This window comes from Hyphomicrobium sp. MC1, from assembly GCF_000253295.1.
Taxonomy (GTDB): domain Bacteria; phylum Pseudomonadota; class Alphaproteobacteria; order Rhizobiales; family Hyphomicrobiaceae; genus Hyphomicrobium_B.
Genome location: NC_015717.1, coordinates 433,950 through 460,606, shown reverse-complemented (window position 1 = coordinate 460,606; position 26,657 = coordinate 433,950). Strand labels below are relative to the sequence as shown.

The window sequence follows — 26,657 nt, the reverse complement described above, 5'->3', positions numbered from 1 at the left end:
TGCCTTGGAGTTTGACATCTAGCTACAGCAGGACTTCTTTCTCCTTCTTACCAGGCGACGACATTGCGGATGCGGACAGCGCTGCCCGCACACGCAGCGCCCGCCGGATGAAACTATCGTGACGACCTTGCCGCCCTCACGATAGTTTTTCGCCCATCGGCAATTTTCTGAGCCGTTTGCCGGTTGCGGCAAAGATGGCATTGGCGAGCGCCGGGGCCAATGGCGGCACGCCCGGTTCCCCGACGCCGCCCGCATGCGTGCTCTCTGGCGTTTCGATAATATGGACGGAGACTTTCTCCGGATAATTACTCATCCTGGTCACGTTATAATCGAAATAGTTCGACTGCTCGACAGCGCCCTCTTTGAACGTAATGCCGCTGTAGAGCGCATTCGACATGCCCATGACGGCCGCCCCCTCCATTTGAGAGCGAATGCGCTCGGGATTGACATGGAAGCCGCAATCGATGGCCGAGGTAACATGCGGAACGCGTATGGTACCATCGTCGTCGATCTTCACGTGCACGACACTTGCAACGTAGCTTGCAAAGGCGCGATGCGCAGCAATCCCGAACCCTTCCCGTGAGGGCAGTGATTTTCCCCAGCCGGCATTTTCGGCAGCGACACGAATGACGTTCTTCAAGCGCGCGGTATTGATCGGAAATTCCTCGTACGGTTCGCCATAGTTCCAGAAGTCAGCCGGAAAACCGGAGGTCTTCGGATCTATAATCCTGTCGGGGCCAATCAGCTCGAGTAGGAAATCCTTCGGGTCGCGGCCAAGCTTGTGTGCAATCTCACATGCGGCCGACTGCACCGCAAACGCACGCTGGATATTGGAAACCGAGCGAAACCAGCCGATACGCGCATGTGCCATCGCCTGACCGTTCTCGCAGCGGACGTTCGGGATGTCGAACGGCACGTCGACAAAGCCCATGCCGTATTCGATGGGAAACTGGTACCCATCGTCCGCCTTGAATGTCGAAACGATCGAGGGCGCGACGGTGCGGTGACGCCAACCCGTGACTTTGCCCTTCTCATCGACCGCAGCCTCAATGCGCTCAACAGACGTCGTATGATAAAATGAGTGTTGGATGTCGTCCTCGCGCGTCCACTGCAGCAGCACCGGTGTTCCGCCGAGCTTCTGCGAGACGAGAGCGGCTTCCAGCATGAAGTCCCACTTCGACTTGCGGCCAAAGCCTCCGCCAAGCAACGAGACATGGACGGTCACATTCTCGACCGGCATTTTCAGTGCAGCGGCGATATCCTTGCGTGCACCGTAAGGGCTCTGAACCGATGCCCAGATCTCGGCTTTGCCATCGACGATGCGCGCAATCGCGACTAGCGGTTCCATCGGCGCCTGCACCATGTGCTGGCCATGGTATTCCGCGGTTATGACATCCTTGGCGTTTGCGAAGGCGGCATCGGGATCGCCCTGATTGCGCAGAACTTTGCCCGGCTTTGCAGCCGTTGCCGACATCTCGGCGGTAAACGTGTCCGTATTGTATGTGGTGTTCGGGCCGTCCTCCCATTCGATCGTCAACGCATCACGACCTTGGATCGCTGCGTAGGTCGTGTCCGCAACGACGGCGATGCCGCCGAGCTGACCAAACTTTCTTGGAACGGTGAAGACGCCGTCAATCTCTTGCACGGAATGGACGCCCGGGATCTTCAGCGCTGCGGACGCGTCATAGGATTTCACCTTGCCGCCGACGACAGCTGGCCTTGCGACGACCGCGAACTTCATGCCGGGCAGACGCGTATCGGCGCCGTAACCGGCTTTGCCCGTCGTGATATCGTGAAGATCAACGATTTGGACTTCGCCCTTACCCATCAGAGTGAATTCGTTGGGCGACTTGTAGAGGATCGTCTCCGGCGCGGGCACCGAGAGCGCCAGAGCTGCTTCAGCGAGTTCGCCGAACCCCAGGACCTTGCCTGTCTCCTTGCCTTCCTTGTCGAGCAGAGCGACTTCATGATTGCGCGCCCGACAAAGAGAGGCGTCAGAACCCCATTTTGCAGCTGCTGCGGCTTCCAGCATCTGACGCATTGCGGCACCGCATTGGCGCATCGGCTGGATGAAGTGGCGCATGCTGCGCGATCCATCCGTATCCTGGTTGCCGTATCTCGGCTCGTCGCCGGGTGCCTGCACGAGATGCACGAGAGACCAGTCTGCGCACATTTCATCGGCGACAACCATCGGCAAGCTCGTCCGGATGCCGGTTCCCATCTCGCTTCTGTGTGTGACGATCGTCACGTCGCCGGTCGCGGCGATGGCGATGAAGACATGCGGATCCGAAACGACGCCGCTCGGCATGTTGAGCCCGCCAGTCGGATAGGGCTTCAAGGCCTCGCGCGCCTCTGCCGGGGCAAAGCGCACGGCCATGACGAAAGTCGAAGCGCCAAGAATTCCGCCGAGCACTCCGCGGCGACTGACGTTTGAAATCTCGGCATCAGATTTCTTCTCGGTAGCAGTATCCGCCTCGGTTTTGAGATAATGCAGCATGATCAAACGCCTCCCGCGGCGAGACGAACGGCTTCATGAATACGCTGATAGCAGCCGCACCGGCAGATGTTTCCCGACATCGCTTCGACGATTTCGGCGTCGGATGGCGCGCGATTCTTGGCGAGCAGCGAAACTGCCTGCATGATCTGGCCCGCTTGGCAGAAACCGCATTGCGGAACGTTGACCTTCCTCCAAGCCTTTTGCACTTCGTGATTGCCGTCGGGGCTCAGCCCCTCAATCGTCGTGATCGACTTGCCCGCGGCGTCGCCAAGGGTTGTCTGGCACGAACGGGCAGCAACACCATCGATGTGAACCGTACACGCACCGCAGACACCCGCGCCGCACCCGAATTTCGTTCCGGTGAGATTCAGGATATCGCGCACGTACCAGAGCAACGGCATGTTGGGATCGCCGCTGAATTCATGGAGCTCGCCATTTACTGTAACGGATGACATATCAAGCTCTCCTTTATGTCGTCGGTTCGAAATTCATGACGCGAACTTTGCTCTGTGGCGCCGGCTGGCATTCCTACGGCGCAAGAAGCTTGAAAGGCCAAAGATAAGTCTCGGCCATAACAAGCAGGCCGACGAGCATCGCCAGCGCAAGCGAATGGAAAAACACAAAGCGCAGGATCGACCCTTCATGGCCGTACCATTTGGTTGCGGTCGAAGCGACGACGATCGACTGCGCATCGATCATCTTGCCCATGACGCCGCCAGCGCTATTGGCGGACGCCATCAGGATTGGATTGATGCCCAGCTGCTGGGCCGTAATTTTCTGCAGGCCACCGAACAGCACATTCGATGACGTGTCCGATCCCGTGAGCGCGACGCCAAGCCAACCGATCAGCGTGCCAAAGAACGGATACGCCCATCCTGTTTGCGCGAGTGCCAGACCGAGAGTGGCGTCGCTGCCGGAATACCGCGTGACAAATCCGATGGCCATCATGCACGAGATCGTCATCAGCGAATAGCGAACCACGTAAATGGTCTTCGCGTACATTCGCATGAGATCAAGAACGCCGTAGCCCAAAAAAAGGCCGGAAACGATTGCGGACAGCAGGATACCCGTCCCGGTCGCCGACAGAAGATTGACGTTGAAAACAGCGGCTTCGACCTTCGGCGCGGGAACAACGGGCGGCATCTTCTGCACGAGATCGTGCAGCCCCGCGACCGGAATTTTCTCGATCCAAATCCCATCAAGACCGGCCCGGACCTGCGGCGTTCCCCAGAGGAACACGAAGACCGCGAGGATGATCCAAGGCGTCCAAGCCCGCCATAATGCGTCTGAGGAATGCCGCGTCGAGTGTGCCGCCAGCGACGGTTCCGAAGGGCCAGAGTCCGACACCTCGGTCATGACCACCTTGGGGCGCCAAACTTTCAGAAACAAGGTCAGACCCGCCATGGATGCGAGCGAGGCAACAATGTTGACTAGCCAAGGTCCGTGAAAATTCGAGACAAGATACTGCGGAACTGCGAAGCAAACACCCGCCACTAGTATAGGCGGCCAAACTTCGATCATTTTGCGGAAGCCGACGAAAGCCCAGACCACCCAGAACGGCACAATGATCGCGAATGGCGCGAGCAGCCTCCCGACTGTGGCACTTAAACTATAAAGGTCGAGGCCGGTGACGGCGGACAACGCCACGAGAGGCGTTCCGAGCGCACCGAATGCAACCGGTGCCGTGTTGGCGATCAGCGACAGCCCGGAAGCGGGCAGCGGCGGAAAGCCTAGACCGATCAGCATCGCAGACGTCACGGCGACCGGTGTTCCGAAGCCCGCCGCGCCTTCAAAAAAGGCGCCGAATGAAAAGGCAACGAAGAGAAGCTGCAATCGCTTGTCGCTGCTGATGGCGCCGATGGATTTCTGCAGGACATCGAACTCGCCTTTCTCGCTCGCAAGCCGGTAGAGAAAGATTACATTGAGAATGATCCAGCCGATCGGCAGAAAACCGAACGCAGCGCCATAAAGTGCTGCCGTTCCGGCCATCTGCGTCGGCATGCCGTAAGCAAATATCGCGACGAGCAGGGCAGCCGTCAGGCCGAGGATCGCCGCGATATGTGCTCGAACCTCGAAAATCCCGATGCTGGCAAGGAGCACAAGCACCGGGATTACAGCTACGGCCGCCGAAACCAGCAGACTGCCAAACGGGTCATAAACTTGTGACCACATGCGACCCGTTCCCCCCGTAACGGCTGCTTTGACATCGCCGCCTTTTTGGTAAAATTTTTATACCACAACTTGGGAGCGGTCAAATCTGATTGCCATATAGCTGGACGGAAACGACCTATGGCATTGCTCATTGCGCAGTCTTAAAAGAGTGACACAATAATTCTCCGGGGCGGCCATTTCATGCTTACTGTGCGCACACCGAAAATTGCCGACGCCATTGCGTCCCAGATCGAGAAGCTCATTCTCGAGGGGGCATTGCGTCCAGGCGAGAAGCTCATCGCCGAGCGAGAACTCGCACAGAAACTCGACGTATCGCGGCCTTCGCTGAGAGAGGGCATCGACAAGCTCGTACACCGTGGACTGCTGAAATCTTCCAAGAATGGAACTTACGTGGCGCAATTTCTGTCGCCCATCATGGCGCCACTGGCGAACCTATACCGCGACAACGCGCACGCCTTTGCCGATTATTTCGAATTTCGTCAGTGCGTCGAGGCCCGGGCTGCGCGCGACGCAGCGCTTAGAGCAACCGACGTGGAGCGAGTGGCAATCCGTTCGTGTCTCAGCAATATGCGAAAAGCGCACAAGCTCCAGGATCCTGAGCAAGAGGCAGAGGCCGACGTCACATTGCACATGCTCGTCTATGAAGCCGGGCATAACTTCGTCATGCTCCACGTGATGCGTGCGTTGAGCGAGCTTCTTCGCAACAACATCTTTTTCAACCGCAAGAACCTCTATCTGAAGGCTGGCGTGCGAGAAAAATTGCTCGCACAGCACATCGAAATCGGCAAAGCCGTGGTCTCAGGCGATCCGGAACGGGCTGAAACCGCCGCGACCGATCACATTCGCTTCGTATTTGATACCGTCGCTGAGATTCAGCGCGCCAATGCCCGGCTTAATACCTCGCTGCTGCGGGCCAAACGCAGTGACCTTCTCGCAAGCTGACGTGCGCGTGCGGTATCGCTGCGCCACTTACCGTTCCGCCGCGGCTTGACGCCAGCGCATGACGAACTCATCGAGTTCGTTCATGGCGAGGTCCGACACAACGATGTAATCGAAGTCCTGTCCATGCCAGCGAATGACCGAATAGCCGTCTTTCGTTGTCGCGAGCGACGGCTCGGTTGTCGTTTTTCGTCCCACCTTCGGAATCGCGACGACACTGATAATGTGTGCGCGGCGATGATAGACCAGAACCGGCACCGGCTTACCCTCGATGACCTCGACACGACCGCCTGCCAGCGGAAAGCCGTCGCTCGACAGGTCGATGACCTGAGGTGACAGCGCAAGCTTGCTGTCAAACCAAGGTTTCACGGTGTGTCGGTCGCTCGATGCAACGTCGAACGGCGTTGCCGCAAGAAGTGAACGTTGATGATCGGCGACGATCGCGGCGATCTCGCTCGCCTCCATATTAGGCCGCAAAATGCCATACATGCCCATCCCGGTAACGGCGGCAGCAAACACAGCCGCCGCTGCCATGTGTCGCCAGTCGTTCGATCGTCGGGCAGCCGCTGGCAACGGCACGAAAGTTTCTTTAGGAAATTGAGTTTCCGGGCCTTCGGCAAGCATAGCAATCCGCTTCCGAAAAGCATCTGAGGCGACTTCGCTTTTCAAATGAGAGGAAAGCACGGCCCGTAACTGGGTGAGCCGGTCATACTCAGCGCGAAGGGCGGGATCATTCGCAAGCTGACGCTCAATATTCAAAACGGAAGCCGCATCCAGCTCATTATCTAGATAAGCGTTGAGCAGAAGCAGCGACTCTTCGCGCGATGACCATGAAGAAGGCTTGTTCACGCTGCACCCGCCTTTCCCTTGCCGACCATCGCCATACGCTGAATGAGGAGATTGCGCGCGCGGGCAAGCCGAGACATCACGGTTCCAATCGGGATCGACAAGACTTGCGATATTTCTTGATAGCTAAGGTCTTCCATTTCCCTCAGCACCAGAACCTCGCGATAGGACAGGGGGAGCGCCGCTATCGCGAGGTGCAAATATTCCGCATCCATTTTTCCAATGAGAATAGCTTCAGGAGACGCATGCGGTTCAATCATCTCCAGCACCGCCTGCTCGAACAATCCGTCATCGTCGGTTGCAACCACGGCCTTTGGTCGATTCTTCGAGATCCAAGTGAATGCAGTATTGCGAACGATGGCGAGAAGCCAGGCGCGCCCATCTGTAGGCCTCACTGTCGCGATCGCCTTGAAAGCCCGGATGCAAGCATCCTGGACGACATCTTCCGCATCGGCCACGTTGCCCGTCAGCCAGCGCGCCAACGACAAAGCATCGTCGATATACGGAAGAACCGCCTCGTTAAACCGCTGCCGGTCGGCCATTGATCGTCGCTCCAAGCGCGCGCAGCGGGACTTTACGCCCGATGAAATTATTTCGCTCGCTCTTTCAAATATTCTATGACGTCCGCTCGATCTTGGGCGGCATCGAGGTGAAAAAACATCTTCGCTCCAGGAACGAGCTTCTGCGGGTCCGCGAGCCATTTGTCGAGGGTATCTTCGGTCCAAACTATACCGGAAGTCTTGAGCGCAACCGAATAACTATAGTCGGGAACTGCTCCCGCCTTTCTCCCGAATACACCGCGATGCTTGGGGCCGACATCGTTGGTGTCGAGCGAATGACAATCCTGGCAGCTTTGGTAGATCTCTTCACCGTATGCAGCACTCGGCGCGGCCCTGGCGCTCGGAACAATGATGAATATCCCGACCGCGACAGCAACGAGCAATTTTGCAATGCGAAGCATTTTGAAATCCGCCTCAATCCGCCAACGACGTATCTATGATGGCAAGGGGCGACTTGTTCTTTTTGAACGTGACACTCGTCAGCCCGAGCATGCCACGCAGCTTGTCGGCTGGAACGACCATCGGCCCGGGTGACAGTGCTTCTCCGGGAGCAGGTTGTGGAAACGCCGTCGAGCGCGCCGTGTGAAACGTCACGTCGCCTTCGACTTTCTGCATCAGCTGATGAATATGCCCGTTGAGAATGGTGACCGAGCCAAAGCGCTTTAAGTAACCAAGCGCAACAGCAGCATCGTCCGTTCCCCATCCCCAATTCGGATAGATCGACCACAGCGGAATGTGCGCGAAAACAACGATTGGCGTTGAAGACGACAGTGCTCGAAGATCGTCCTCCAGCCACTTGAGCTGTTCATCGCCAAGAAACCCCAAGCCAAACTTCTTGAGATTGACCACGTTGTTCAGACCGATGAAGTGTACGCCGTGTTGGTCGAAGCTATACCAACCGCCGCCCTTTACACCTTTACCGTACCGTTCGAGATAGGCATTCTCAGTCGCTTGGTCCGTGATGTCATGCTCGCCGGGGACATAATGAACATTCACTCGCGTCGAGCCTATAATCTCATTCGCATCGTCAAACTCTACGGGCTTCGCGCTGTGAGTAATGTCCCCGGTATGAAGTAAAAAGGCCGGCTTCTCGGGGAGCGCGTCGATCCGACCGATCGCCTCTTTCAGTGTTTCAATCGCATGCGGATTGGCAGGCTTGTTGAAGCCGACATGGCTGTCGGATATTTGCAAGAAAGTGAAACCGCTTTTTGCCGCTTCGGCAGCTTCAACGTCATCGAGCAGAGATAGTGATTTCGGCACTCCACCCGCTACCGTCCAAAGGACGCCGGTCCCCGCCCAAATCATGCATTCCAGCGCATGCCGCCGGTTGATACCGTCCCCGTCATTATTACCCATTTTCTGCACTCCCTTCCAAAGCCCGCGAATTGGCGGTTTGAAAGGGAAGACTCGTGCTCCTGGCGCTTTATTCCATCTCGCTAAGAAAAATTTGATGTCGCCTCGATATGGAATCGGCCACAGCATGATGCAGATTTTGGACAGACTTAGGCATTTGGTGTGTAGGCGCCGGCCCCCAGCTGCAAGTGGCTGTGCTCAGCCAGTCGCGACCATTAGGAACGAGATGCTCGTCCCGACCTCAGCCTTGGCATTGAATTAGATCGCATACAGCAGAAATATTGAAATGTGCGAGCGACTAAGCGGAGTTCGGATCGTCAATCGTGGGGGGCAGATATTGGACTCCGTTGTCGGCAGCAATGTACTTCCGCAGTCGTTCTTTGACCGCCCGGCCGCAAAGGTTGCTCGCGATCTCCTCGGAAAAAACCTCGTGCGTCGGATCGGGAAAATGCGAACCGCGTTGGCCGTGACCGAAACCGAGGCCTACGAAGGAGTCCACGACCTTGCCTCGCATTCTTCCAAAGGAAGAACGGCGAGAACTGAAGTCATGTTCGGACCGCCGGCACACTTTTATATCTACCGCACCTACGGCATCCATTGGATGCTCAACATCGTGACGGGCAAGGCGGGTGACGCATCCGCCGTGCTCATCCGAGGCGTCGAAGGAGTAAGCGGGCCCGGCCGCGTCACCGCAGCGATGGACATCGACGCGAGCTTCCACGGCCGGGAAGCCACACCCAAAACCGGACTTTGGTTTGCCGATACGGGCGAGAACGCAACGAAGCTTCGCGTTCGCTCAACGCCGCGCATCGGCGTTGATTACACAGGCCCGGTATGGGCCGCCAAAAAACTACGCTTCGTCAGAATTTGAGGACGGCTAAGCCGTCGCGCCAGACCGGTCGGACGAAAAGTCCAAGGCTGCTAAGTCAGTAAATGCCAAAAGCGGGTTTGTCGACGACGAGGCGAAGCCCTATAATCCAACCGATGGCAGATACGCAACCTACGGCCGACAGCAGCTTTACGGACGGTGCCTGGATCGACGTGATCCGGAAGATGGACGAGACGTACTCGGAGCTTCTCAAGTACCAAGTCGAACTCGAAGAGAAAAACTCGGCACTCGAAGCAATGCGTGCCTTCATGGAATCCGTCCTCGGATCGATGACGGATGTTTTGATCGCCTGCAATCTCTCCAACCGTATCGTGCAGACCAACGCGGCGTTAGTTCGGCAGACCGGAACGCCCGCTTCGAAGCTCATAGGCATGCTGGTTGCAGACCTGTTCATCGAAGCAGACAGAGAGCGGTTGTCGAACATGCTCTTTGCCGCCGCGGCCAATGCAAAGACGCAGCGCCTGGAACTCTCGATCCAAGGCAGCAACTCCGCCGAACTTCTCGATATCCATGCAGCCCCACGTATCGATCCGCGAGGGCGCGTTGTCGGTATCGTTCTCATCGGACGGCCCGTCGGCGAATTGCGACGCGCTTATCTCGAACTCAACAATGCTCACGGCACGCTGGTGCGGACCCAGGAGCAGCTCGTGCATTCGGAAAAAATGGCCTCGCTCGGACGCCTCGTTTCGGGCGTTGCTCACGAGATCAATAATCCGATCAGCTTTGTCTATGGGAATGCCCATGCGCTGGAGCGTTACGTCGGCCGCCTCGAAGCGTATTTCGATAAGGTTCAGGCTGGCGCGCCGCGCGAAGAGCTCATCGAAGCCCGCCAGACTCTCAAAATCGATCGCGCTGTCGCCAATCTGCGCAGCGCCGTTGCCGGTGCGCTCGAAGGCGCGGAACGTGTCCGCGATATCGTCGAGTCACTGCGCCGGTTCTCTGCTGAGGGCAATGGCGAGACGCAGCTCTTCGATCTCGTGGCCATCACCCGCACAGCGTTGACATGGGTCGTCAAGGCGCACGAGCCCAGAATTCACGTGGCGGTGACGGCGCCAGAAAAACTTCTCGTCGAGGGGCGCGGTGGCCATATTCAGCAGGTCGTGATGAATGTCATCCAAAACGCCTGTGACAGTATGGAAGGCAAAGAGAGCGGCGAGATTGCCGTCGAAATCACAGCAACTCAAGACGAAGCGATTTTGCGGATTGCGGACGAAGGCCCTGGCATCTCGCCGGAAGCTCTGCTCAAGCTTTTTGATCCGTTTTTCACGACCAAACCGGTGGGAAAAGGCATGGGGCTCGGCCTTTCCATCAGCTATAAAATCGTAAAGGAGCATCGCGGCATGCTCACGGCCGTCAACAAATCGTCGGGAGGTGCAATGTTTGAAATCCGTTTGCCGCTGTCGTGGCAGGGCGGAGAGGCTGAGCGATGAGAAATCCGAAGACAGTGCTCTGGCTGCAATCCGGCGGCTGCGGTGGTTGCACGATGTCGATGATGTGCGCCGAAGCACCGGGACTGTTTCCAGTGCTGGAGAGTTTCGGGCTCGATTTTCTTTGGCATCCTTCGCTCAGCGAAGAAAGCGGAGACGAAGTCCAAGCGGTCTTAAGCGACGTGATCGCGGGCCGGCGACCGCTCGACATTCTTTGTTTCGAAGGCTCCGTACTGCGCGGCCCCAATGGCAGCGGACGCTTTCATATACTCGCGGGGACAGGGCGGCCGATGATCGAGTGGCTGCGGGAACTTGCGCCACTGGCGAAATACGTCGTCGGCGTTGGTTCTTGTGCGGCTTACGGCGGCATAACGGCAGCAGGGAACAATCCAGCCGACGCGGTTGGACTGCAGTTCGAAGGGCGCAATCAGGGCGGCGCGCTCGGTGCAGATTTCCGCAGCAGAAGCGGTCTGCCCGTCATCAATATCGCCGGTTGCCCGACGCACCCTAACTGGGTAACCGAAACGCTCATGCTTCTGTCCGAAGATGCACTCTCTCTCTCAGACCTCGATCCATTGCGCCGTCCCCGCTTTTATTCCGATCACCTCGTGCATCACGGCTGTTCCCGCAATGAATATTACGAATACAAGGCGAGCGCTGAGGAACTGTCCGAAATCGGCTGCATGATGGAAAACCTGGGCTGTATCGGCACGCAGGCCCACGGCGATTGCAACACTCGAGCTTGGAATGGCGAAGGGTCGTGCACGCGCGGCGGCTATCCGTGCATCAATTGCACGGCGCCGGAATTCGAGGAGCCGGGCCGCGTGTTTACAGAAACGCCGAAGATCGGCGGCATTCCGATCGGTCTACCGACGGACATGCCGAAGGCTTGGTTTATCGCGCTGGCTTCGCTGTCCAAGGCCGCGACGCCCAAACGCGTCAAACTCAACGCGGTCGCTGATTACATCGTCGCGCCACCGACTGACAGAGACACGAATCTCAAATGACTGAGGGTACCCGGCGGATCATTGCGGGGCCGTTCAATCGAGTCGAAGGCGACCTCGAAATTCGCCTCGATATTCGAGATGGAGAGGTTGGCGCGGCTTATGTCAACTCGCCACTCTTCCGCGGGTTCGAGCAGATACTGGAAGGCAAAGATCCGCGCGATGCGCTGACGATCGTGCCGCGCATTTGTGGAATTTGTTCCGTATCGCAATCCGTCGCCGCCGCAAGGGCGCTTGCGGCCGCGCAAGGGATTGCACCACCGCCGAACGGCGAGCGGGCGGCTGCGATCATCCACGCCGCCGAAAACATCGCTGACCATCTGACACATTTCCACGTGTTCTTCATGACCGATTTCGCGCGTGCAGTTTACGCCGACGAGCCGTGGCACGCCAAGGTCGTCGAAAAATTCAAGGCGAAAGGCGGCACGCTCGTCGGAGAGGCGATGACAGCGCGTTCGGAGCTTCTGCACATCATGGGGCTTCTCGCCGGAAAATGGCCCCATACGCTGTCTCTGCAGCCGGGCGGCGTGACGAAGGCGCCGGATCAGCGCGACCGCGTGCGGCTTCTCGCAATCATCAGGCAATTCCGGGCCTGGGCGGAAGCGAGCATCTTCGCCGACAAGCTTGAGCGAGTGCTGGAAATCGACACTGCCGATGCGCTTCGTGCCTGGCATTCGCGAGAGCCAAGCCAAGGAAGTTTGCGCCTCTTTCTTACGATTTCAGACGCGCTTGAACTCGACAAATCGGGACTCGGACCAACGCGTTTCATGAGCTATGGCGCTTATCCTGTCGATGGGATCCCGCTCCTTCCTTCGGGCGTTTGGGACGATGGACGCCGCGCATATTTGGATACCGGCCTTATCGTCGAGGATCTGGCGAGTTCCTGGATGCTCGGACCGCCGGCGCATCCCTTCGAGGGCCGCACGTACCCTGATGAGGCCATGGCGGACGGCTATAGCTGGTGCAAGGCCCCGCGACTGGGAGGGCAAACGGTAGAAGTCGGAGCCTTCGCCCGCATGCTGATCGCAGGACATCCATTGGCTGCCGATCTTTTGCACGAGGGCGCAGCCAACGTGCGTGCGCGCGTCGTCGGAAGGCTATTCGAGATCGCGGCAACATTGGTCGCGATGGAACGTTGGGCGAGCGAGATCACACCCGGCGAACATTTCATCACGCGTGGACGTTTACCCCAGTCGGCACACGTGCAGGGCCTGACGGAAGCGGCGCGCGGTTCACTCGGACACTGGCTGGTGATCGAACAGGGCCGGATCGCCTCTTACCAGATCATTGCCCCGACGACCTGGAACTTCTCGCCGCGCGACGCCACCGGAACACCTGGCCCCGTCGAGCAAGCCTTGCGCGGCGCTCGCGTTCGTCCCGGGGAATCGACGCCGGTATCGGTGCAGCACATCGTCCGGTCATTCGATCCCTGCATGGTCTGCACGGTTCACTGACGGACATGGCGACACCGCCATCAACTGGCAACCGCGCTTCCAACCTTTCGATCGAAGTGAAAGCGCGTCACCACATTGAGCGTCCGTGATTTAGAGAAATACTTGATTTTAAAAGCATAAATGTGATGGCATGAGCCTTGCGTCTTGACCCGCCAAAGCGCGCATCGCTGCGCGCGAAATCCGGGAGAGGCAGCAGGATGAAACCAACCGAAACATTCTACGAGGTAATGCGGCGGCAGGGCGTGACTCGCCGGTCGTTCCTCAAGTTCTGCTCACTGACTGCGACGGCACTCGGGCTCGGACCGAGCTACATGACCGAGATCGCGCACGCGATGGAGACCAAGCCGCGCACGCCCGTGCTTTGGCTACATGGTCTGGAATGCACGTGCTGCTCCGAATCGTTCATTCGCTCGGCGCATCCGCTTGTCAAAGACGTCGTCCTCTCGATGATCTCGCTCGACTACGACGATACCTTGATGGCGTCGGCCGGCCATCAGGCGGAAGCCGCGTTACAGGATACGATCGAGCGCTATAAGGGAAATTACATTCTTGCCGTCGAAGGCAATCCGCCGCTCAACGAAGACGGCATGTTCTGCATCATCGGCGGAAAGCCGTTCGTCGATCAGTTGCGGCACGCCGCCGAGCACGCCAAAGCGATCATCTCGTGGGGTTCTTGCGCGAGCCACGGTTGCGTCCAGGCGGCGCGCCCGAACCCGACACAGGCAACACCGGTTCACAAGGTCATCACAGACAAGCCGATCATCAAGGTTCCCGGTTGCCCGCCGATCGCCGAAGTCATGACCGGCGTTATTACCTACATGTTGACCTTCGACCGGTTGCCCGAGCTGGACCGGACCGGCCGCCCGAAAATGTTCTATTCCCAGCGCATTCACGACAAATGCTATCGCCGTCCCCATTTTGACGCCGGGCAGTTCGTCGAAGCATTCGATGATGAAGGCGCCCGCCGCGGCTACTGTCTTTACAAGGTCGGGTGCAAAGGGCCGACAACCTACAACGCCTGTTCGACCGTACGCTGGAATGATGGAACAAGCTTCCCGATTCAAGCGGGGCACGGCTGTATCGGCTGTTCGGAGGAAGGGTTCTGGGACAAGGGTTCCTGGTACGCGCGCCTGCAAACCATCCACCAATTTGGAATTGAAGAAAATGCCGATCGGATCGGCGGCACGGTAGCGGCCGGCGTCGGCGGCGCAGTCGCCATCCACGCCGCGATCAGCGCGCTGAAGCGCGCGCAGGTCAAGCGCCAGTCGGCCGCTGAGAATGAGGAGAACGTTTGATGCCTGTCATCCAAACCCCCAACGGTTTCAGCCTGGACACCACCGGGCGCCGTATTGTCGTCGATCCAGTCACCCGCATCGAAGGGCATATGCGTTGCGAGGTGAATGTCGACGAGCATAACGTCATTCGCAACGCCGTCTCGACAGGAACGATGTGGCGAGGACTTGAAGTCATTCTTCGTGGCCGCGATCCACGCGACGCATGGGCCTTCGTCGAACGTATCTGCGGCGTCTGCACAGGCTGTCATGCCCTCGCCTCGGTGCGTGCCGTCGAAAACGCGCTCGACATCCGCATTCCGAAGAATGCGCATCTCATCCGCGAGATCATGGCCAAGACCCTGCAATGGCATGATCACGTCGTGCATTTCTATCATCTGCACGCACTCGACTGGGTCAATCCTGTCAACGCTCTCAAGGCCGATCCCAAGGCGACATCTGAGTTGCAGCAGCGCGTCGGTCCCAACCATCCGATGTCATCGCCCGGCTATTTTCGCGATGTTCAGAACCGCCTAAAGCGTTTTGTTGAATCCGGCCAGCTCGGCATCTTCAAGAACGGCTATTGGGACAATCCGGCTTACAAGCTGTCGCCCGAAGCCGACTTGATGGCCACCACGCATTATCTCGAAGCGCTCGACCTGCAGAAAGAGATCGTCAAGATCCACACGATCTTCGGCGGCAAGAACCCGCATCCGAACTACATGGTCGGCGGCGTTCCCTGCGCCATTAACATGGATGGCGATTTGGCCGCGGGCGCTCCGCTCAACATGGAACGCTTGAACCTCGTCAAGGAGAAGATCGACCAAGCCTACGAGTTCTCCAAGAACGTTTACATCCCAGACGTCATCGCCATCGCGACGTTCTATAAAGGATGGCTCTACGGCGGCGGCCTTTCCGCCACGAACGTCATGGACTACGGCGATTACCCGAAGGTCAACTACGATAAATCGACCGACCAATTAAAGGGCGGCGTCATCCTCAACGGCAACTGGAACGAAGTGCTTCCGATCGATCCGGCCGATCCCAATCAGATTCAGGAATTCGTCGCCCACTCTTGGTATACCTACCCCGATGAGGCCAAAGGCCTTCATCCGTGGGATGGCGTCACTGACCATAACTTCGTGCTCGGCCCGAACCTCGTCGGAACGCGGACGGATATCAAGCAGATCGACGAGTCTGCAAAGTATTCCTGGATCAAGTCGCCGCGGTGGCGCGGCCACGCCGTCGAGGTTGGCCCTCTGTCGCGCTACATTCTCAATTACGCGCAAGGCAATGGCTACGTCATCGAGCAAGTCAACTCGTCGCTCGCTGCATTTAATGCGCTTGCCGGCACGAATTTGACGCCGAAGCAGGCATTGCCCTCTACGATCGGGCGCACGCTCGCGCGTGCGCTTGAAGCGCACTACTGCGCTGAGATGATGCGCGAAGATTGGAACGAGCTCATCGCCAACATCAAGGACGGTGATTCCGCGACCGCCAACGTTGAAAAGTGGGATCCGGCAACCTGGCCAAAGGAAGCCAAGGGCTATGGTCTTGTTGCCGCTCCCCGCGGCGCCAACGGCCACTGGATCCAGATCAAGGACGGCAAGATCGCCAACTACCAGTGCATCGTCCCGACCACCTGGAACGGCTCGCCGCGCGATCCCAGCGGCAATATCGGCGCCTTCGAAGCGTCTTTGATGAATACGCCGATGGAACGCCCGGATGAACCCGTCGAAATTCTGCGGACGCTCCACTCCTTCGATCCATGTCTTGCCTGCTCAACGCACGTCATGAGCGAGGACGGGCGTGAACTTGCCAAAGTTACGGTGCGCTAAGGAGGGTAACATGACCGACATTGTCGATTCAGAAAGCCTATCCCCATCACGCCCTCGCGCGCCGGCGTTGCCCGGCGCGACCCACCAGACGTCGGTTTACGTCTATGAAGCACCGGTTCGGCTGTGGCATTGGATCAATGCCGCAGCGATCCTCGTTCTCGCGCTGACGGGCTTCTTCATCGGACGCCCGCTGCCAACGATGCCGGGCGAAGCGAGCGCCAATTTTCTGATGGGCTATATTCGCTTCACCCACTTCACGGCAGGCTATATTCTCGCAATCGGCTTCATTTTCCGCTTCTACTGGTCGTTTATCGGCAACTTCCATTCCAAACAGCTCTTTCGTCTTCCGCTCTTGGATCCCAAGTGGCGCAGGGAAGTCTGGTTCGAGCTACGCTGGTATCTGTTCCTGGAAAAACAACCAAAGAAGTACGTCGGGCACAACCCGTTGGCTCAAGTCGCCATGTTTATTTTCATGACACTTGGCCTGACATTCATGATCGTTACCGGCTTTGCGCTTTACGCCGAAGGAGCCCAGCGCGGAAGCTGGCAGGACAAGGTCTTCGGCTGGCTAATCCCGCTTGTCGGCCAGAGTTATGACGTCCACACGCTACACAGGCTTGGCATGTGGTTTATCCTGACGTTCGTCATCATTCACATCTACGTCGCCATCCGCGAAGACATCATGTCCCGTCAGAGCATCGTTTCAACGATGATCTCGGGTGACCGAACTTTCAAAGACGACGACCCAGACTAACCTTCGTCCTCCCACACTCACCCTTAGGCAGCCGCCAGGCTGCCTTTTTTATTGGAAAGTAAGTTGTCGATTGGTATGGAGCCTCGGAAGGCGACCTTCCGAAAAATCATTGAACGAAAATCAAATTGATCTGTAACGCCTTGTATTTGTTGATGTCATATTTATTTTTCCCGCTGGCACGTTTCTTGATGCTGCTCCCCTCAAAACAAGCAGCCAGCCACAGAGCTGGCGAGGGGAGACGACGTGACAAACGTCTCAATTCTTGTGCTCGGAATCGGCAACGTTTTGTGGGCCGACGAGGGCTTCGGTGTTCGCGCCGTCGAATACCTGCACCAGCGCTACACGTTTCCAGACAATGTTCTCGTGATGGATGGCGGAACGCAAGGCGTCTATTTGCTGCCGCATGTTCAGTCCTGCGCGGCGCTAATCATTCTCGATGCTGTTGACTACGGTCTTACACCCGGAACGCTGAAGCTCGTCACCGACGACGATGTGCCGACCTTTATGGGCGCCAAGAAAATCTCGCTTCATCAGGCCGGATTTCAGGAGGTTCTGGCCACAGCGCGAATGCTTGGCTGGGAACCAAAGCGCATCCTCCTTGTCGGCGTGCAGCCCGCAGTGATCGAAGACTACGGCGGATCGCTGACGCCGGCGACCGAAGTCCGCATCGATGACGCTCTGGCCGCCGTACTTGCAGAATTAGACCGCCTCGGCGTCCAGGCCACGCAACGGACATCCGTCCCCGAAGAGCTCGGCCCCGCCGCACTTGAACGACGCGCCTACGAGCAAGGACGGCCGAATGCTGACGTCGCCTGCCGCTTCGGCGATGAACGATTTCTATCCACTTGGAGAAGTTGAGATGTGCATCGGCGCGCCCATGAAGGTCATTCGCGCAAATGACCTCTCGGCCATCTGCGATAGGGACGGCGTGCAGGAAGACATCGACACCAGTCTCGTCGGTCAAGTCCAGACTGGAGACTGGCTTCTCGTGTTCCTCAAAGTGGCGCGAAGGCGGCTTGACGATACTGAGGCGGCGCTTGTCGCCGAAGCCCTGCGCGGCCTCGAAGCGGCAATGGCCGGAGAAAACGTCTCCGGATTCTTCTCCGATCTCGAAACGCGAGAGCCGTCTTTGCCTCCGCATCTCGAACGTGCACGCAGATCCGGCGCATCCGTCGGTTAAGGAGCGAATGATGTCGAAAGTGCTAAAGCGCCTGACGGAAGATTTGGGCTATCCCATTCTCGATGAAACAACGCTCGAATGTTTTCTCGCGGAGCCGGGCGAACGCGTGCTCTTCCTCACGGGAGATCCGGCGACGAATCTTGAAACCGATGACGTTGCCGCAATTCTTCCCGAACTTGTCCAGGCGTTTCAACATCGCTTCCAAGCAGCGGTCGTAGACCGATCCATCGAGCAACCACTACGAGAGCGATACGAAGTCTGGCCGGTGCCATCGCTCATCTTTCTTTGCGATGGCGAGATGACCGGGGCCATTCCGAAGGTCCGCGATTGGACGGACTATCTTGCCGAGATCAAAACCATCTTAGACCGGCCCGCCACTTCCGTCCGCCAGTAGGAGCATTAAGCAATGGCCAGAAGCTTTGTCCTTCCGCCTCTCGGATTTGGTCCCGGCAGCCAGCCCGGAGAGGGAGACGGCGCCGAACTCGACTACATGGTGATGCCGTCGGGCATGCGCACGTTTCAACCGAACTTTCCTTCGATTGACGATCCGTCCCAAATTTTGATGGCGGTCAATGCTCTGCGCCGCATAGGGGATTTGGCTGCGGGCTGGACGGAAGGCAACGCAAACCTGCGTTTCGATTTGCCGGAGTTCGATAGCAGAAATGCCAAGACGTTTGCCGATGCGTTGGGCGAAGGAGAGATTGCGGTGCGCATCGATGAGATACCCCGCATCGAAGCTCAAGAGTCGGTGTTTGCCGGAGTTTGGCGAATTCGCGAAGTCGGCAATCCGAAGGGCGAACACATCGAAATCGGCGCAGTGCCAGACGCAGTCTTCAAGCGCCGTTCCGACATGCCACCAATGCCTCCTGAGCCCGGCCCCGGCGTCGTGAATGGCCCCTTTCTGCTGACCGAGATTCTCGAACAGGTGCACCAGCGCACCGAGCGCGCAGCACCCCACATTGTAAATTTGACGTTGATGCCACACACACCGGAAGACCTCGACTATCTGGCAACATCCCTCGGCACGGGGCCGGCGACGTTCCTTTCTCGCGGATACGGCAACTGCCGAATCGAAGCGACCGCATATCCGACAGTCTGGCGCGTCCGCTATTACAATTCGCAGGACGCGTTGATCCTCGACACCATCGAAGTCTCGGAGATTCCCGAAGTTGCATGCGCGGCGCCGGAGGACATTCGCGACTCGGCAACGCGTCTCGCCGAAGTTGCCGAGGCCATGTCATGAGCGGCGAACGTTTTGAAGGATCATTCAAGGGCAACGGCAGCAACATCGCCAGCGATACGATTCTCGAATGCAAAATCTGCTGGTACACCTACGATCCTGCAGTCGGAGACGAGGTCCGGCAAATTCGGCCCGGCATGCCATTTACCGCCCTCCCCGCCGATTGGCGGTGTCCGCAATGCGACGGTGGACGTGAAGGGTTCATGGTGGTCAGCAGCAGCGCGCCAGCGCCGACAGATGACGATCAAAAATTAGCGGCCACGTTGGCCGAACGGCCGAAGCAACTGGCAGAGGCTTTCCAGAATATCTTCAACACGAAGATGCGCGACGTGCCCTTTTGCAATCGCTCGCTCAGCGTCGAAGCAATCGGCTTCCGAATTTGGGAAGGCCGTGTTATCGGCATCCTTCTCGCGCCATGGTTCATGAATTTGATTATCCTGCCGGGCCCAGCCGAGGACTGGTCGCATCATCAAGTCGGCGACAAACGGGTGTTTTCGTTCCCGTCCGGACGCTATGAATTTCTCTACAACAGCCGGCCGCCGGTCGGCAGCTATTTCGCATGTTCTTTGTTTTCTGCGATGGGCGAATTTGCGAGCCAATTGCAGGCAACGGACGTTGCCCGAGCAGCAATCGTCGGCCTATTCGACGAGACCAATCGCGAGGAGACCGACAGGGTCGCCGATATCAGTATGCTGCGCGAAGCCGAGATCGCGCGCGCGGAAGAAAACATCATCCCGCAAGGCAATGAAGATAACGCGCCGGATAACGGCATTCTTAGCCGACGAACGATCCTGATCGGCAGGAAGGCTTCAGCCAACCAACCACCGGTGCGCGCATCATGATGCCGGCGCTCACCGTCGGGCTGAAGCAGCTTGGCGGAAAGCCTCGGATCACACTCTCAACGAAAGGCGAGAATTCTGCCTCTCGTCTGCTGCTCGGACGGAGCCGCGCCGAAGCCATGCGGCTTGTGCCTCTCATATTCAATCTCTGCCCGGCGGCCCAAAGCGCCGCAGCCGCCATAGCCTTGGGGCTGCCGCCGAACACGCAAGCAGATCTTCATATAGCAGTCGAAACGCTCCGTGAGCATGCGCTGGTCATGCTGCGTGAGTGGCCGGTGGCACTGGACCGCCAACCCGATATTGCTGCGATGACGGGACTGGCAAAAAAATTCACGGCTCAGCAACTCGATAATCTGGAGCGCGTCGTTTTCAACGGTCCATCGGACCTTGTGCTGAATGATTTCGAAACTTGGATGGCCAAAAGCGGCGCCAACATCGCCGCGGATCTTGCAACGGTTGCTCAATGGCCAAAGGCGCCGGGTCGCGTCGCCTACGACAGCGATCCGACGTTCATAGGCCGCGTGATTCATCATCCGGGCTTGAAACGCATCATCGACGCGGAAGGCATCACACTCTTTGCGCGCATGGCCGCGCGGGCAATCGAGACAGCCGCGCTCATCCAAGAAATACGCTCGGATAAGATCGCAATCCGACATGGCACAATCCGGAACGGCCAAGGCTGGGCCGAGGCGGCGCGCGGACTCCTCACGCATTCCGCACGTCTGCGCAACGGGTTGATCGAGAGCTATTGCATCGCGACACCAACGGATGGCATGACCGGTAATGGGGCGTTTCTCGAAACACTATTGAACTCGGCCGCTACAGCCCCCCATACCGTCAGGCGACAACAGATGGCCATTGCTATGACGTGCGCAGATCCCTGCATGCCGGTCGTATGGGACGAGGAGGCAATGCGCAATGCATGAGCTTTCTATCTGCCAAAGTCTTATTGATCTGATTGCTGAACAGGCGAGGGTCTCCCGGTTCGATCGTGTGACGCGTGTCCGTCTTGAAATCGGATGCTTCGCCGGTGTCGAACCACAAGCCCTGATGTTCGGTTTTGATGTCTCCGCGCGCGGAACGGTGGCAGATGGAGCCGCGCTTGAGATCATCGATCTTCCCGGGAAGGCTTGGTGCTTTGATTGTAATCGGACCGTCGATATCGAAACACACGGCTCCGAGTGTCCCCTTTGCTCGGGTGCGCGCTTGCGGGTTACCGGTGGCGATGAACTGCGTATCAAGGACTTGGAGGTGATCTGATGTGTGCGACTTGCGGCTGCGGCCCGGAAGCAGTCAATACAGCTGGCCACGGCGGCCATGCCCACGCTCAGGAGGGTCATGGCCATCACCATCATGGTCAAGACGGAAGTCTCGACTATAGCGGCGGCGAGGCTGGGCTTCACGTCGAGGGCATTTCGCAAAATCGGCTCGTCGCGGTCGAAGCAGACATTCTGTCGAAAAACAATCGACTCGCCGAGCGTAATCGCAAACGGCTCGAAAGCCTTGCGATCCTCGCTCTTAATCTAGTCTCCAGTCCCGGCTCTGGAAAGACGACGCTGCTCGTCGAGACGATTCGGCAAATGGGCGCCAAAGGCATAGCGGTCATCGAAGGCGATCAGCAAACGAACAATGACGCCATGCGCATTCGCGCAACCGGCGTCCCAGCCATTCAGATCAACACAGGAAAAGGCTGCCATCTCGAAGCATCGATGGTCCAGCACGCCATCGATCATCTGCATCTTCATGAGCGCGACGTGCTGTTCATCGAAAATGTTGGGAACCTCGTCTGCCCAGCCGCATTCGATCTCGGCGAAGACAGCAAGGTCGCGATTTTGTCGGTGACCGAGGGGGAGGATAAGCCCCTGAAGTATCCCCACATGTTTGCGGCGGCATCGCTCATGCTGCTAAATAAAGTTGATCTGGCGCCGCATGTCGATTTCGATATGGATGCCTGCGAAGCGAACGCACGGCGCATCAATCCCGATATCGAAGTCATTCGGATTTCGGCAAAAAGCGGTGAAGGAATGCAGTCTTGGTTGCGCTGGATCGAAGCGCGGCGGAAGGCCGTGGCGCTCAAAGCGATCGATGCGGTCAAAGCCCGCCTCGACAATCTGATGCTGGCAGCCGGTCTAGAGTGACGAGATGTCGAACGCGCATCAACCGGCCGTCCTTGTCGTCGACGACGAACAGCGCTCGGTCGAGGCGATAAAACGTACCCTCGAAGACGATTTCGAGGTTTTCACCGCGACCAGCGGAGCGGAAGCATTATCCATTCTAGAAAACCAATGGATACAGCTTGTCCTGTGCGATCAGCGGATGCCTGGGATGTCAGGCGTCGACGTGTTGAGCGAGGCGCGACGTCGCTGGCCCGAAGTAATGCGCGTTGTGATTACCGGCTATACCGACCCGAACGATATCATCGATCTCGTGAACAAGGCCGGGATCTATCATTTCATCTCGAAGCCTTGGCATCCCGAGGAGCTGCTCCTCGTTGTCCGCAACGCGACACAGCTTTTCATGCTCCAACGCGAGCATGAACGTCTTTCCGTCGAGTTGAAGTTGCTCGGACCGTCTGTTCAAAATCGCTTGAACGAACAGCGCAAGCAGCTTCGCAAAGGCTTCAACTTCGACAACATCGTCCGCGCACCGGGTTCACCACTCAATGCAGTGTGCGATATGGCAGCGCGCATTGCAGGGTTCGATGTCCCGACGCTCATCCTCGGTGAAACCGGGACAGGCAAGGAACTGATGGCCCGCGCCATCCACTACTGCAGCCTACGTTCGGACAAGCCGTTCTACGCGGTGAATTGCGCCGCCATTTCGGATGATCTTCTCGAAAGTGAACTCTTCGGCCACCAGAAAGGCGCCTTTACGGGGGCGCACGCCCACAGGCTGGGTCTTCTCAGCCAAGCGCATGAAGGCACGATCTTCCTCGATGAAATCGGCGACATCTCGCCGGCTTTTCAAGTGAAGCTGCTGCGCTTCCTGCAAGAAGGTGAAGTCCGGGCGGTTGGCGCCAACAACACGGTAAAAGTCGACGTCCGTGTCATCGCCGCCACCAATCGCGATCTCGCGCAAGAGGTTGCAAGCGGACGCTTTCGCGATGACCTCTACTATCGCTTGGCGACCTTCCCGATTTCAGTCCCGCCTTTACGTAAACGCATTTGCGATGTTGCGCCGTTGGCAAATGCACTTCTGGAACGCGCCGCGATCCGTCACGGTTTGAAAGCCGTGGAATTCGCGCCTGAGACGATCAAACGGATGTGTGCCTATTCGTGGCCCGGCAACGTCCGCGAACTGGAAAATCAGGTTACGCGAATGCTGATCCTGTCGAAGGACCAGACGTTGGGCGCGGACTTACTCGATACCAACATTCTCTATGCTGACGGCGCCGAAGCCGTTCCGGACCCTATCGTCGATACATTTGTAGGAGGTCCCGGACAGTTGCGCGAGCGCGTGGAGCGGTTGGAAGCCAAGATCATTCGCGAGACGTTGATCCGCTGCAAAGGCAACAAGTCGCGCACCGCAGAAGAGCTCGGCCTGTCGCGAGTGGGATTGCGCGCAAAGCTTCTCCGTTACGACATCGAAGATGGAAGCGACGCGGACGCCCTGCTGTCCGAGATCGAGCCCGAATCCGATTTTCCGCACTGAGGCAAAAGCGATGAAGAGTGCTGCATGCATCGCCAATAAGACTTCGGATTCAAGCGTCGAAATCCGCGTTCGCGGCCGCGTGCAGGGCGTCGGATTCCGGCCTTTTGTTTGGCGAAATGCGCATCAGCTTGGTCTCTGGGGATATGTTTTAAATGATGCTGACGGTGTGCTCATTCGCGTTCGTGGCGATCTTCAAGCGATTGACGCGCTGGTGCGCGAAATTCGAACGAACGCTCCTGAACTCGCCTCCGTTGCATCCATCGACCTCACGACCTTTGCCGGTGATATACCCGAAACGTTTGAGATCAAAGAAAGCACGGTCGGCGTCGGCAATACTGAAATTTCTCCCGACACCGCACTTTGCCCCGATTGCGCCGGAGAAATTACCCAACCCCTCTCGCGTCGCTACCGCTATCCATTTACAACGTGCACAAACTGCGGCCCGCGCCTGTCGATCGTCCAGAGCATTCCCTACGATCGCGCAACGACGAGCATGGCGGCATTCGATCTCTGCCCCGAGTGCGCAGCGGAATATACCGACCCCCGCGACAGGCGGTTTCATGCTGAAACCACGGCATGCCCTGCTTGCGGACCGCAAGCGCGCTTGATCCGTTTGGATGGAAAGCCCCTCGATTTTGACCGCACATTGATGCGCGACGACATCGATGCAACGCGTGATCTCCTTTCTCGGGGAGAGATTGTTGCGATTAAAGGACTTGGCGGCTACCAACTTGCGTGCGACGCAACCCGCACCGACGCGGTACAGCGCTTGCGTGATCGCAAGAACCGCGACCGCAAACCATTTGCCCTGATGGCGCGAGACCTTGATGTCATCCGGCAGCATGCGACCGTGTCAGCGGATGATGAGACCGCACTGACGAGCGCCGCCGCGCCAATCGTCCTTCTCGATGCCAACGGCCCCGAACGGCTCCCCGAGGCGATTGCTCCAGGTTTGCGAACGCTCGGCTTCATGTTGCCGACAACGCCACTACACGCCCTTCTTCTTCAGAACGTTGATCGCCCCGTGGTTATGACCTCCGGCAATCGCTCAGATTCACCGCAAGTCATTTCCGACGAAGACGCAAAATCGAATCTCGCTGATATCACGCCCTACGCACTTGTTCACAATCGCAATGTTCTGAACCGCGTAGACGACTCAGTCGTGCGCATAGCCGCCAGCAAAGCGCGCATCATTCGGCGTTCGCGCGGTTACGCACCAGCGGCGATGAGATTGCCACAAGGTTTCGAAGCGGCTCCACCACTCATCGCACTTGGCGGCGATTTGAAAAGCACGTTTTGCGTTTTGAAATGCAGTAGCGCAGTGTTGTCTCAGCATATCGGCGACCTCGACGACATCCAGACGAGCAATGATTTCGCGCGAACGATCGACCTTTATTGTCGGATGCTCGATGCTCAACCGGAAGTCATCGTCTGCGATCGCCACATCAGCTATCGCAGCAGAACGCATGCCGAGAGCCTTGCCCGAAAGCAGGTCGCCCCGCTTATCGAGATTCAACATCATCACGCCCACATCGCAAGTTGCCTGGCGGAGAACGGCCGCGAGCTTCATGGTGCTCCGGTTCTTGGCATTGCGCTCGACGGTCTTGGCTTCGGCGACGATGGAGAAATCTGGGGCGGAGAATTTCTACTCGCCGACTACGCGCGCTCCTTGAGGCTGGCTACATTTAAGCCGGTAGCAATGCCGGGTGGCGATGTGGCCTCCCGCGAGCCCTGGCGAAATCTTTACGCACATCTCACGTCCGAGATGGGTTGGCCGGAATACGCAAAGCGTTTCAGCGATCTCGACGTTTTTCGCCGCCTCGATGCAAAGCCGCGCCAAATCGTCGACGCCATGCTGCAAGCCGACATCAACGTGCCAAAAGCTTCATCGTGCGGGCGCTTATTCGATGCGGTAGCCGCGGCTCTTGGTCTGTGCTTCGACCGGCAAGGTTATGAAGGCGAGGCCGCGGCGCAACTCGAGGCCGCGGTGGATGACAATGCACTGCTGCACGAAGACGATGCGCTGTCCTATCCTTTTACGATTGTAAATTTCGGAAGCACGCGGCTTCCGTACATCGAACCTCTCGCCGCTTGGCAGGCCATTCTTGAAGACCTGATGCAGAAGACGCCAATTGGCGTCATGGCGGCTCGCTTTCACAAAGGGCTCGCGCGAGGCATCGTAGACATGACTGCCAGCCTCGCGATCCGCAAAGACGAGACAGAACCACGCTTCGACACCGTCGCGCTGTCTGGCGGCTGCTTCAACAATCGAATTTTGCTCGAACAAGTCCTTGGCCGATTACAAGCAAAAGGCTTCAAGGTCCTGACACACGCTGACGTGCCGGCCGGCGACGGAGGATTGTCGCTCGGTCAGGCGGTAATCGCTGCTGCCCAACTCATCACAGCTGCAAAAAACAAAACGAACGAAGGAAGCACCTCATGTGTCTCGGTATTCCAGGCCGCATCGTAAAGATCGACGACGCAGACAAGAGGCTTGCCACAGTCGACGTGAGCGGCGTTAAACGGCAGGTGAACGTCGCCTGCATCATCGATGACGACAATCCGATTGAAACGTGTGTCGGCGAATGGGTGCTCGTTCACGTCGGCTTCGCGATGAGCCGAATCGATGAAGCCGAAGCCGCAGAAACACTGCGGATTTTGCACGAACTCGGGGAAGCACAGGCCGAGATGGAAGCTATGCGCGCGTCAGGCCTGCAATAAACCGCGTAAAAAACCGGGAGAT

At 57.9% G+C, this 26,657-nt stretch carries 26 protein-coding genes; 19 read left to right on the top strand and 7 right to left on the bottom strand.

Features of this window, described 5'->3' with window-relative positions:
* Positions 1-136 precede the first annotated feature (136 nt).
* The 3 genes from HYPMC_RS02100 to HYPMC_RS02090 form a co-directional block, all read right to left on the bottom strand.
* Entirely contained in the window at positions 137-2,497 is a 2,361-nt protein-coding gene (locus HYPMC_RS02100; protein WP_013946112.1) for a molybdopterin cofactor-binding domain-containing protein, read from the bottom strand.
* A 2-nt stretch (positions 2,498-2,499) separates the two neighbouring features.
* Positions 2,500-2,952, bottom strand: coding sequence for a (2Fe-2S)-binding protein (locus HYPMC_RS02095; protein ID WP_013946111.1), 453 nt, complete (start codon positions 2,950-2,952; stop codon positions 2,500-2,502).
* A gap of 73 nt (positions 2,953-3,025) precedes the next feature.
* Entirely contained in the window at positions 3,026-4,669 is a 1,644-nt protein-coding gene (locus HYPMC_RS02090) for an L-lactate permease (RefSeq protein WP_013946110.1), read from the bottom strand.
* Between the two features lie 180 nt (positions 4,670-4,849).
* On the opposite strand from HYPMC_RS02090, the gene HYPMC_RS02085 reads away from it, so the two are divergent.
* A complete protein-coding gene (locus HYPMC_RS02085) occupies positions 4,850-5,611 on the top strand; it encodes an FCD domain-containing protein (protein WP_013946109.1) in 762 nt (253 codons plus the stop codon).
* A gap of 27 nt (positions 5,612-5,638) precedes the next feature.
* Here the strand turns inward: HYPMC_RS02085 and HYPMC_RS24610 are convergent, their stop codons facing one another.
* The 4 genes from HYPMC_RS24610 to HYPMC_RS02065 all read right to left on the bottom strand — a co-directional run bounded on the left by HYPMC_RS24610 (position 5,639) and on the right by HYPMC_RS02065 (position 8,370).
* Entirely contained in the window at positions 5,639-6,142 is a 504-nt protein-coding gene (locus HYPMC_RS24610; protein WP_244420961.1) for an anti-sigma factor, read from the bottom strand.
* Between the two features lie 311 nt (positions 6,143-6,453).
* Positions 6,454-6,996: a sigma-70 family RNA polymerase sigma factor gene (locus tag HYPMC_RS02075; protein ID WP_013946107.1), complete on the bottom strand. Its 543-nt coding sequence runs from the start codon at positions 6,994-6,996 to the stop codon at positions 6,454-6,456.
* 47 nt (positions 6,997-7,043) lie between these two features.
* A complete protein-coding gene (locus tag HYPMC_RS02070) occupies positions 7,044-7,415 on the bottom strand; it encodes a cytochrome c family protein (protein ID WP_013946106.1) in 372 nt (123 codons plus the stop codon).
* Positions 7,416-7,428: 13 nt separating this feature from the next.
* On the bottom strand, positions 7,429-8,370 hold the full coding sequence (locus tag HYPMC_RS02065) for a metallophosphoesterase (RefSeq protein WP_013946105.1): 942 nt from the start codon (positions 8,368-8,370) through the stop codon (positions 7,429-7,431).
* A gap of 283 nt (positions 8,371-8,653) precedes the next feature.
* Here HYPMC_RS02065 and HYPMC_RS02060 point away from each other — a divergent pair, with 283 nt between their 5' ends.
* The 18 genes from HYPMC_RS02060 (at position 8,654) to HYPMC_RS01975 (ending at position 26,635) form a co-directional block, all read left to right on the top strand.
* Positions 8,654-9,238, top strand: coding sequence for a DNA-3-methyladenine glycosylase (locus tag HYPMC_RS02060; protein WP_013946104.1), 585 nt, complete (start codon positions 8,654-8,656; stop codon positions 9,236-9,238).
* 113 nt (positions 9,239-9,351) lie between these two features.
* Positions 9,352-10,686 (top strand): sensor histidine kinase, encoded by a 1,335-nt coding sequence (locus HYPMC_RS02055; RefSeq protein ID WP_050976740.1) that lies wholly within the window; start codon positions 9,352-9,354, stop codon positions 10,684-10,686.
* Complete coding sequence (locus HYPMC_RS02050; RefSeq protein WP_013946102.1) at positions 10,683-11,690, top strand: HupU protein; 1,008 nt, start codon at positions 10,683-10,685, stop codon at positions 11,688-11,690. The genes HYPMC_RS02055 and HYPMC_RS02050 overlap by 4 nt, the downstream gene beginning before the upstream one ends.
* A complete protein-coding gene (locus HYPMC_RS02045) occupies positions 11,687-13,141 on the top strand; it encodes a nickel-dependent hydrogenase large subunit (protein WP_013946101.1) in 1,455 nt (484 codons plus the stop codon). Before HYPMC_RS02050 ends, HYPMC_RS02045 begins: the two co-directional genes overlap by 4 nt.
* A gap of 197 nt (positions 13,142-13,338) precedes the next feature.
* Positions 13,339-14,436, top strand: a complete 1,098-nt coding sequence (locus HYPMC_RS02040; RefSeq protein WP_013946100.1) for a hydrogenase small subunit — start codon at positions 13,339-13,341, stop codon at positions 14,434-14,436.
* The gene (locus tag HYPMC_RS02035) at positions 14,436-16,250 is read left to right on the top strand and encodes a nickel-dependent hydrogenase large subunit (protein ID WP_013946099.1); all 1,815 of its coding nucleotides are present in this window, start codon (positions 14,436-14,438) and stop codon (positions 16,248-16,250) included. The genes HYPMC_RS02040 and HYPMC_RS02035 overlap by 1 nt, the downstream gene beginning before the upstream one ends.
* Positions 16,251-16,260: 10 nt before the next feature.
* Positions 16,261-17,004, top strand: a complete 744-nt coding sequence (gene cybH, locus HYPMC_RS02030; protein ID WP_013946098.1) for a Ni/Fe-hydrogenase, b-type cytochrome subunit — start codon at positions 16,261-16,263, stop codon at positions 17,002-17,004.
* Between the two features lie 243 nt (positions 17,005-17,247).
* Positions 17,248-17,862: a HyaD/HybD family hydrogenase maturation endopeptidase gene (locus tag HYPMC_RS02025; protein ID WP_013946097.1), complete on the top strand. Its 615-nt coding sequence runs from the start codon at positions 17,248-17,250 to the stop codon at positions 17,860-17,862.
* Entirely contained in the window at positions 17,804-18,184 is a 381-nt protein-coding gene (locus HYPMC_RS02020) for a HypC/HybG/HupF family hydrogenase formation chaperone (RefSeq protein WP_013946096.1), read from the top strand. The genes HYPMC_RS02025 and HYPMC_RS02020 overlap by 59 nt, the downstream gene beginning before the upstream one ends.
* Positions 18,185-18,194: 10 nt before the next feature.
* Positions 18,195-18,578, top strand: a complete 384-nt coding sequence (locus HYPMC_RS02015; protein WP_172636527.1) for a hydrogenase — start codon at positions 18,195-18,197, stop codon at positions 18,576-18,578.
* Between the two features lie 12 nt (positions 18,579-18,590).
* The gene (locus tag HYPMC_RS02010) at positions 18,591-19,427 is read left to right on the top strand and encodes a hydrogenase expression/formation protein (RefSeq protein WP_013946094.1); all 837 of its coding nucleotides are present in this window, start codon (positions 18,591-18,593) and stop codon (positions 19,425-19,427) included.
* Positions 19,424-20,266 (top strand): [NiFe]-hydrogenase assembly chaperone HybE, encoded by an 843-nt coding sequence (gene hybE / locus HYPMC_RS02005; RefSeq protein ID WP_013946093.1) that lies wholly within the window; start codon positions 19,424-19,426, stop codon positions 20,264-20,266. Before HYPMC_RS02010 ends, hybE begins: the two co-directional genes overlap by 4 nt.
* Entirely contained in the window at positions 20,263-21,189 is a 927-nt protein-coding gene (locus HYPMC_RS02000) for a Uptake hydrogenase (RefSeq protein WP_013946092.1), read from the top strand. The genes hybE and HYPMC_RS02000 overlap by 4 nt, the downstream gene beginning before the upstream one ends.
* A complete protein-coding gene (gene hypA / locus HYPMC_RS01995) occupies positions 21,182-21,523 on the top strand; it encodes a hydrogenase maturation nickel metallochaperone HypA (RefSeq protein ID WP_013946091.1) in 342 nt (113 codons plus the stop codon). The genes HYPMC_RS02000 and hypA overlap by 8 nt, the downstream gene beginning before the upstream one ends.
* Positions 21,523-22,401 carry a hydrogenase nickel incorporation protein HypB gene (gene hypB / locus HYPMC_RS01990; RefSeq protein WP_013946090.1) on the top strand — a complete coding sequence of 293 codons (879 nt, stop codon included), beginning with the start codon at positions 21,523-21,525 and terminating at the stop codon, positions 22,399-22,401. The genes hypA and hypB overlap by 1 nt, the downstream gene beginning before the upstream one ends.
* 4 nt (positions 22,402-22,405) lie before the next feature.
* Positions 22,406-23,914, top strand: a complete 1,509-nt coding sequence (locus HYPMC_RS01985; RefSeq protein WP_013946089.1) for a sigma-54 dependent transcriptional regulator — start codon at positions 22,406-22,408, stop codon at positions 23,912-23,914.
* Positions 23,915-23,924: 10 nt separating this feature from the next.
* Positions 23,925-26,384 (top strand): carbamoyltransferase HypF, encoded by a 2,460-nt coding sequence (hypF, locus tag HYPMC_RS01980; protein WP_013946088.1) that lies wholly within the window; start codon positions 23,925-23,927, stop codon positions 26,382-26,384.
* Complete coding sequence (locus HYPMC_RS01975; RefSeq protein WP_013946086.1) at positions 26,354-26,635, top strand: HypC/HybG/HupF family hydrogenase formation chaperone; 282 nt, start codon at positions 26,354-26,356, stop codon at positions 26,633-26,635. The genes hypF and HYPMC_RS01975 overlap by 31 nt, the downstream gene beginning before the upstream one ends.
* The last annotated feature ends 22 nt before the right edge of the window (positions 26,636-26,657 follow it).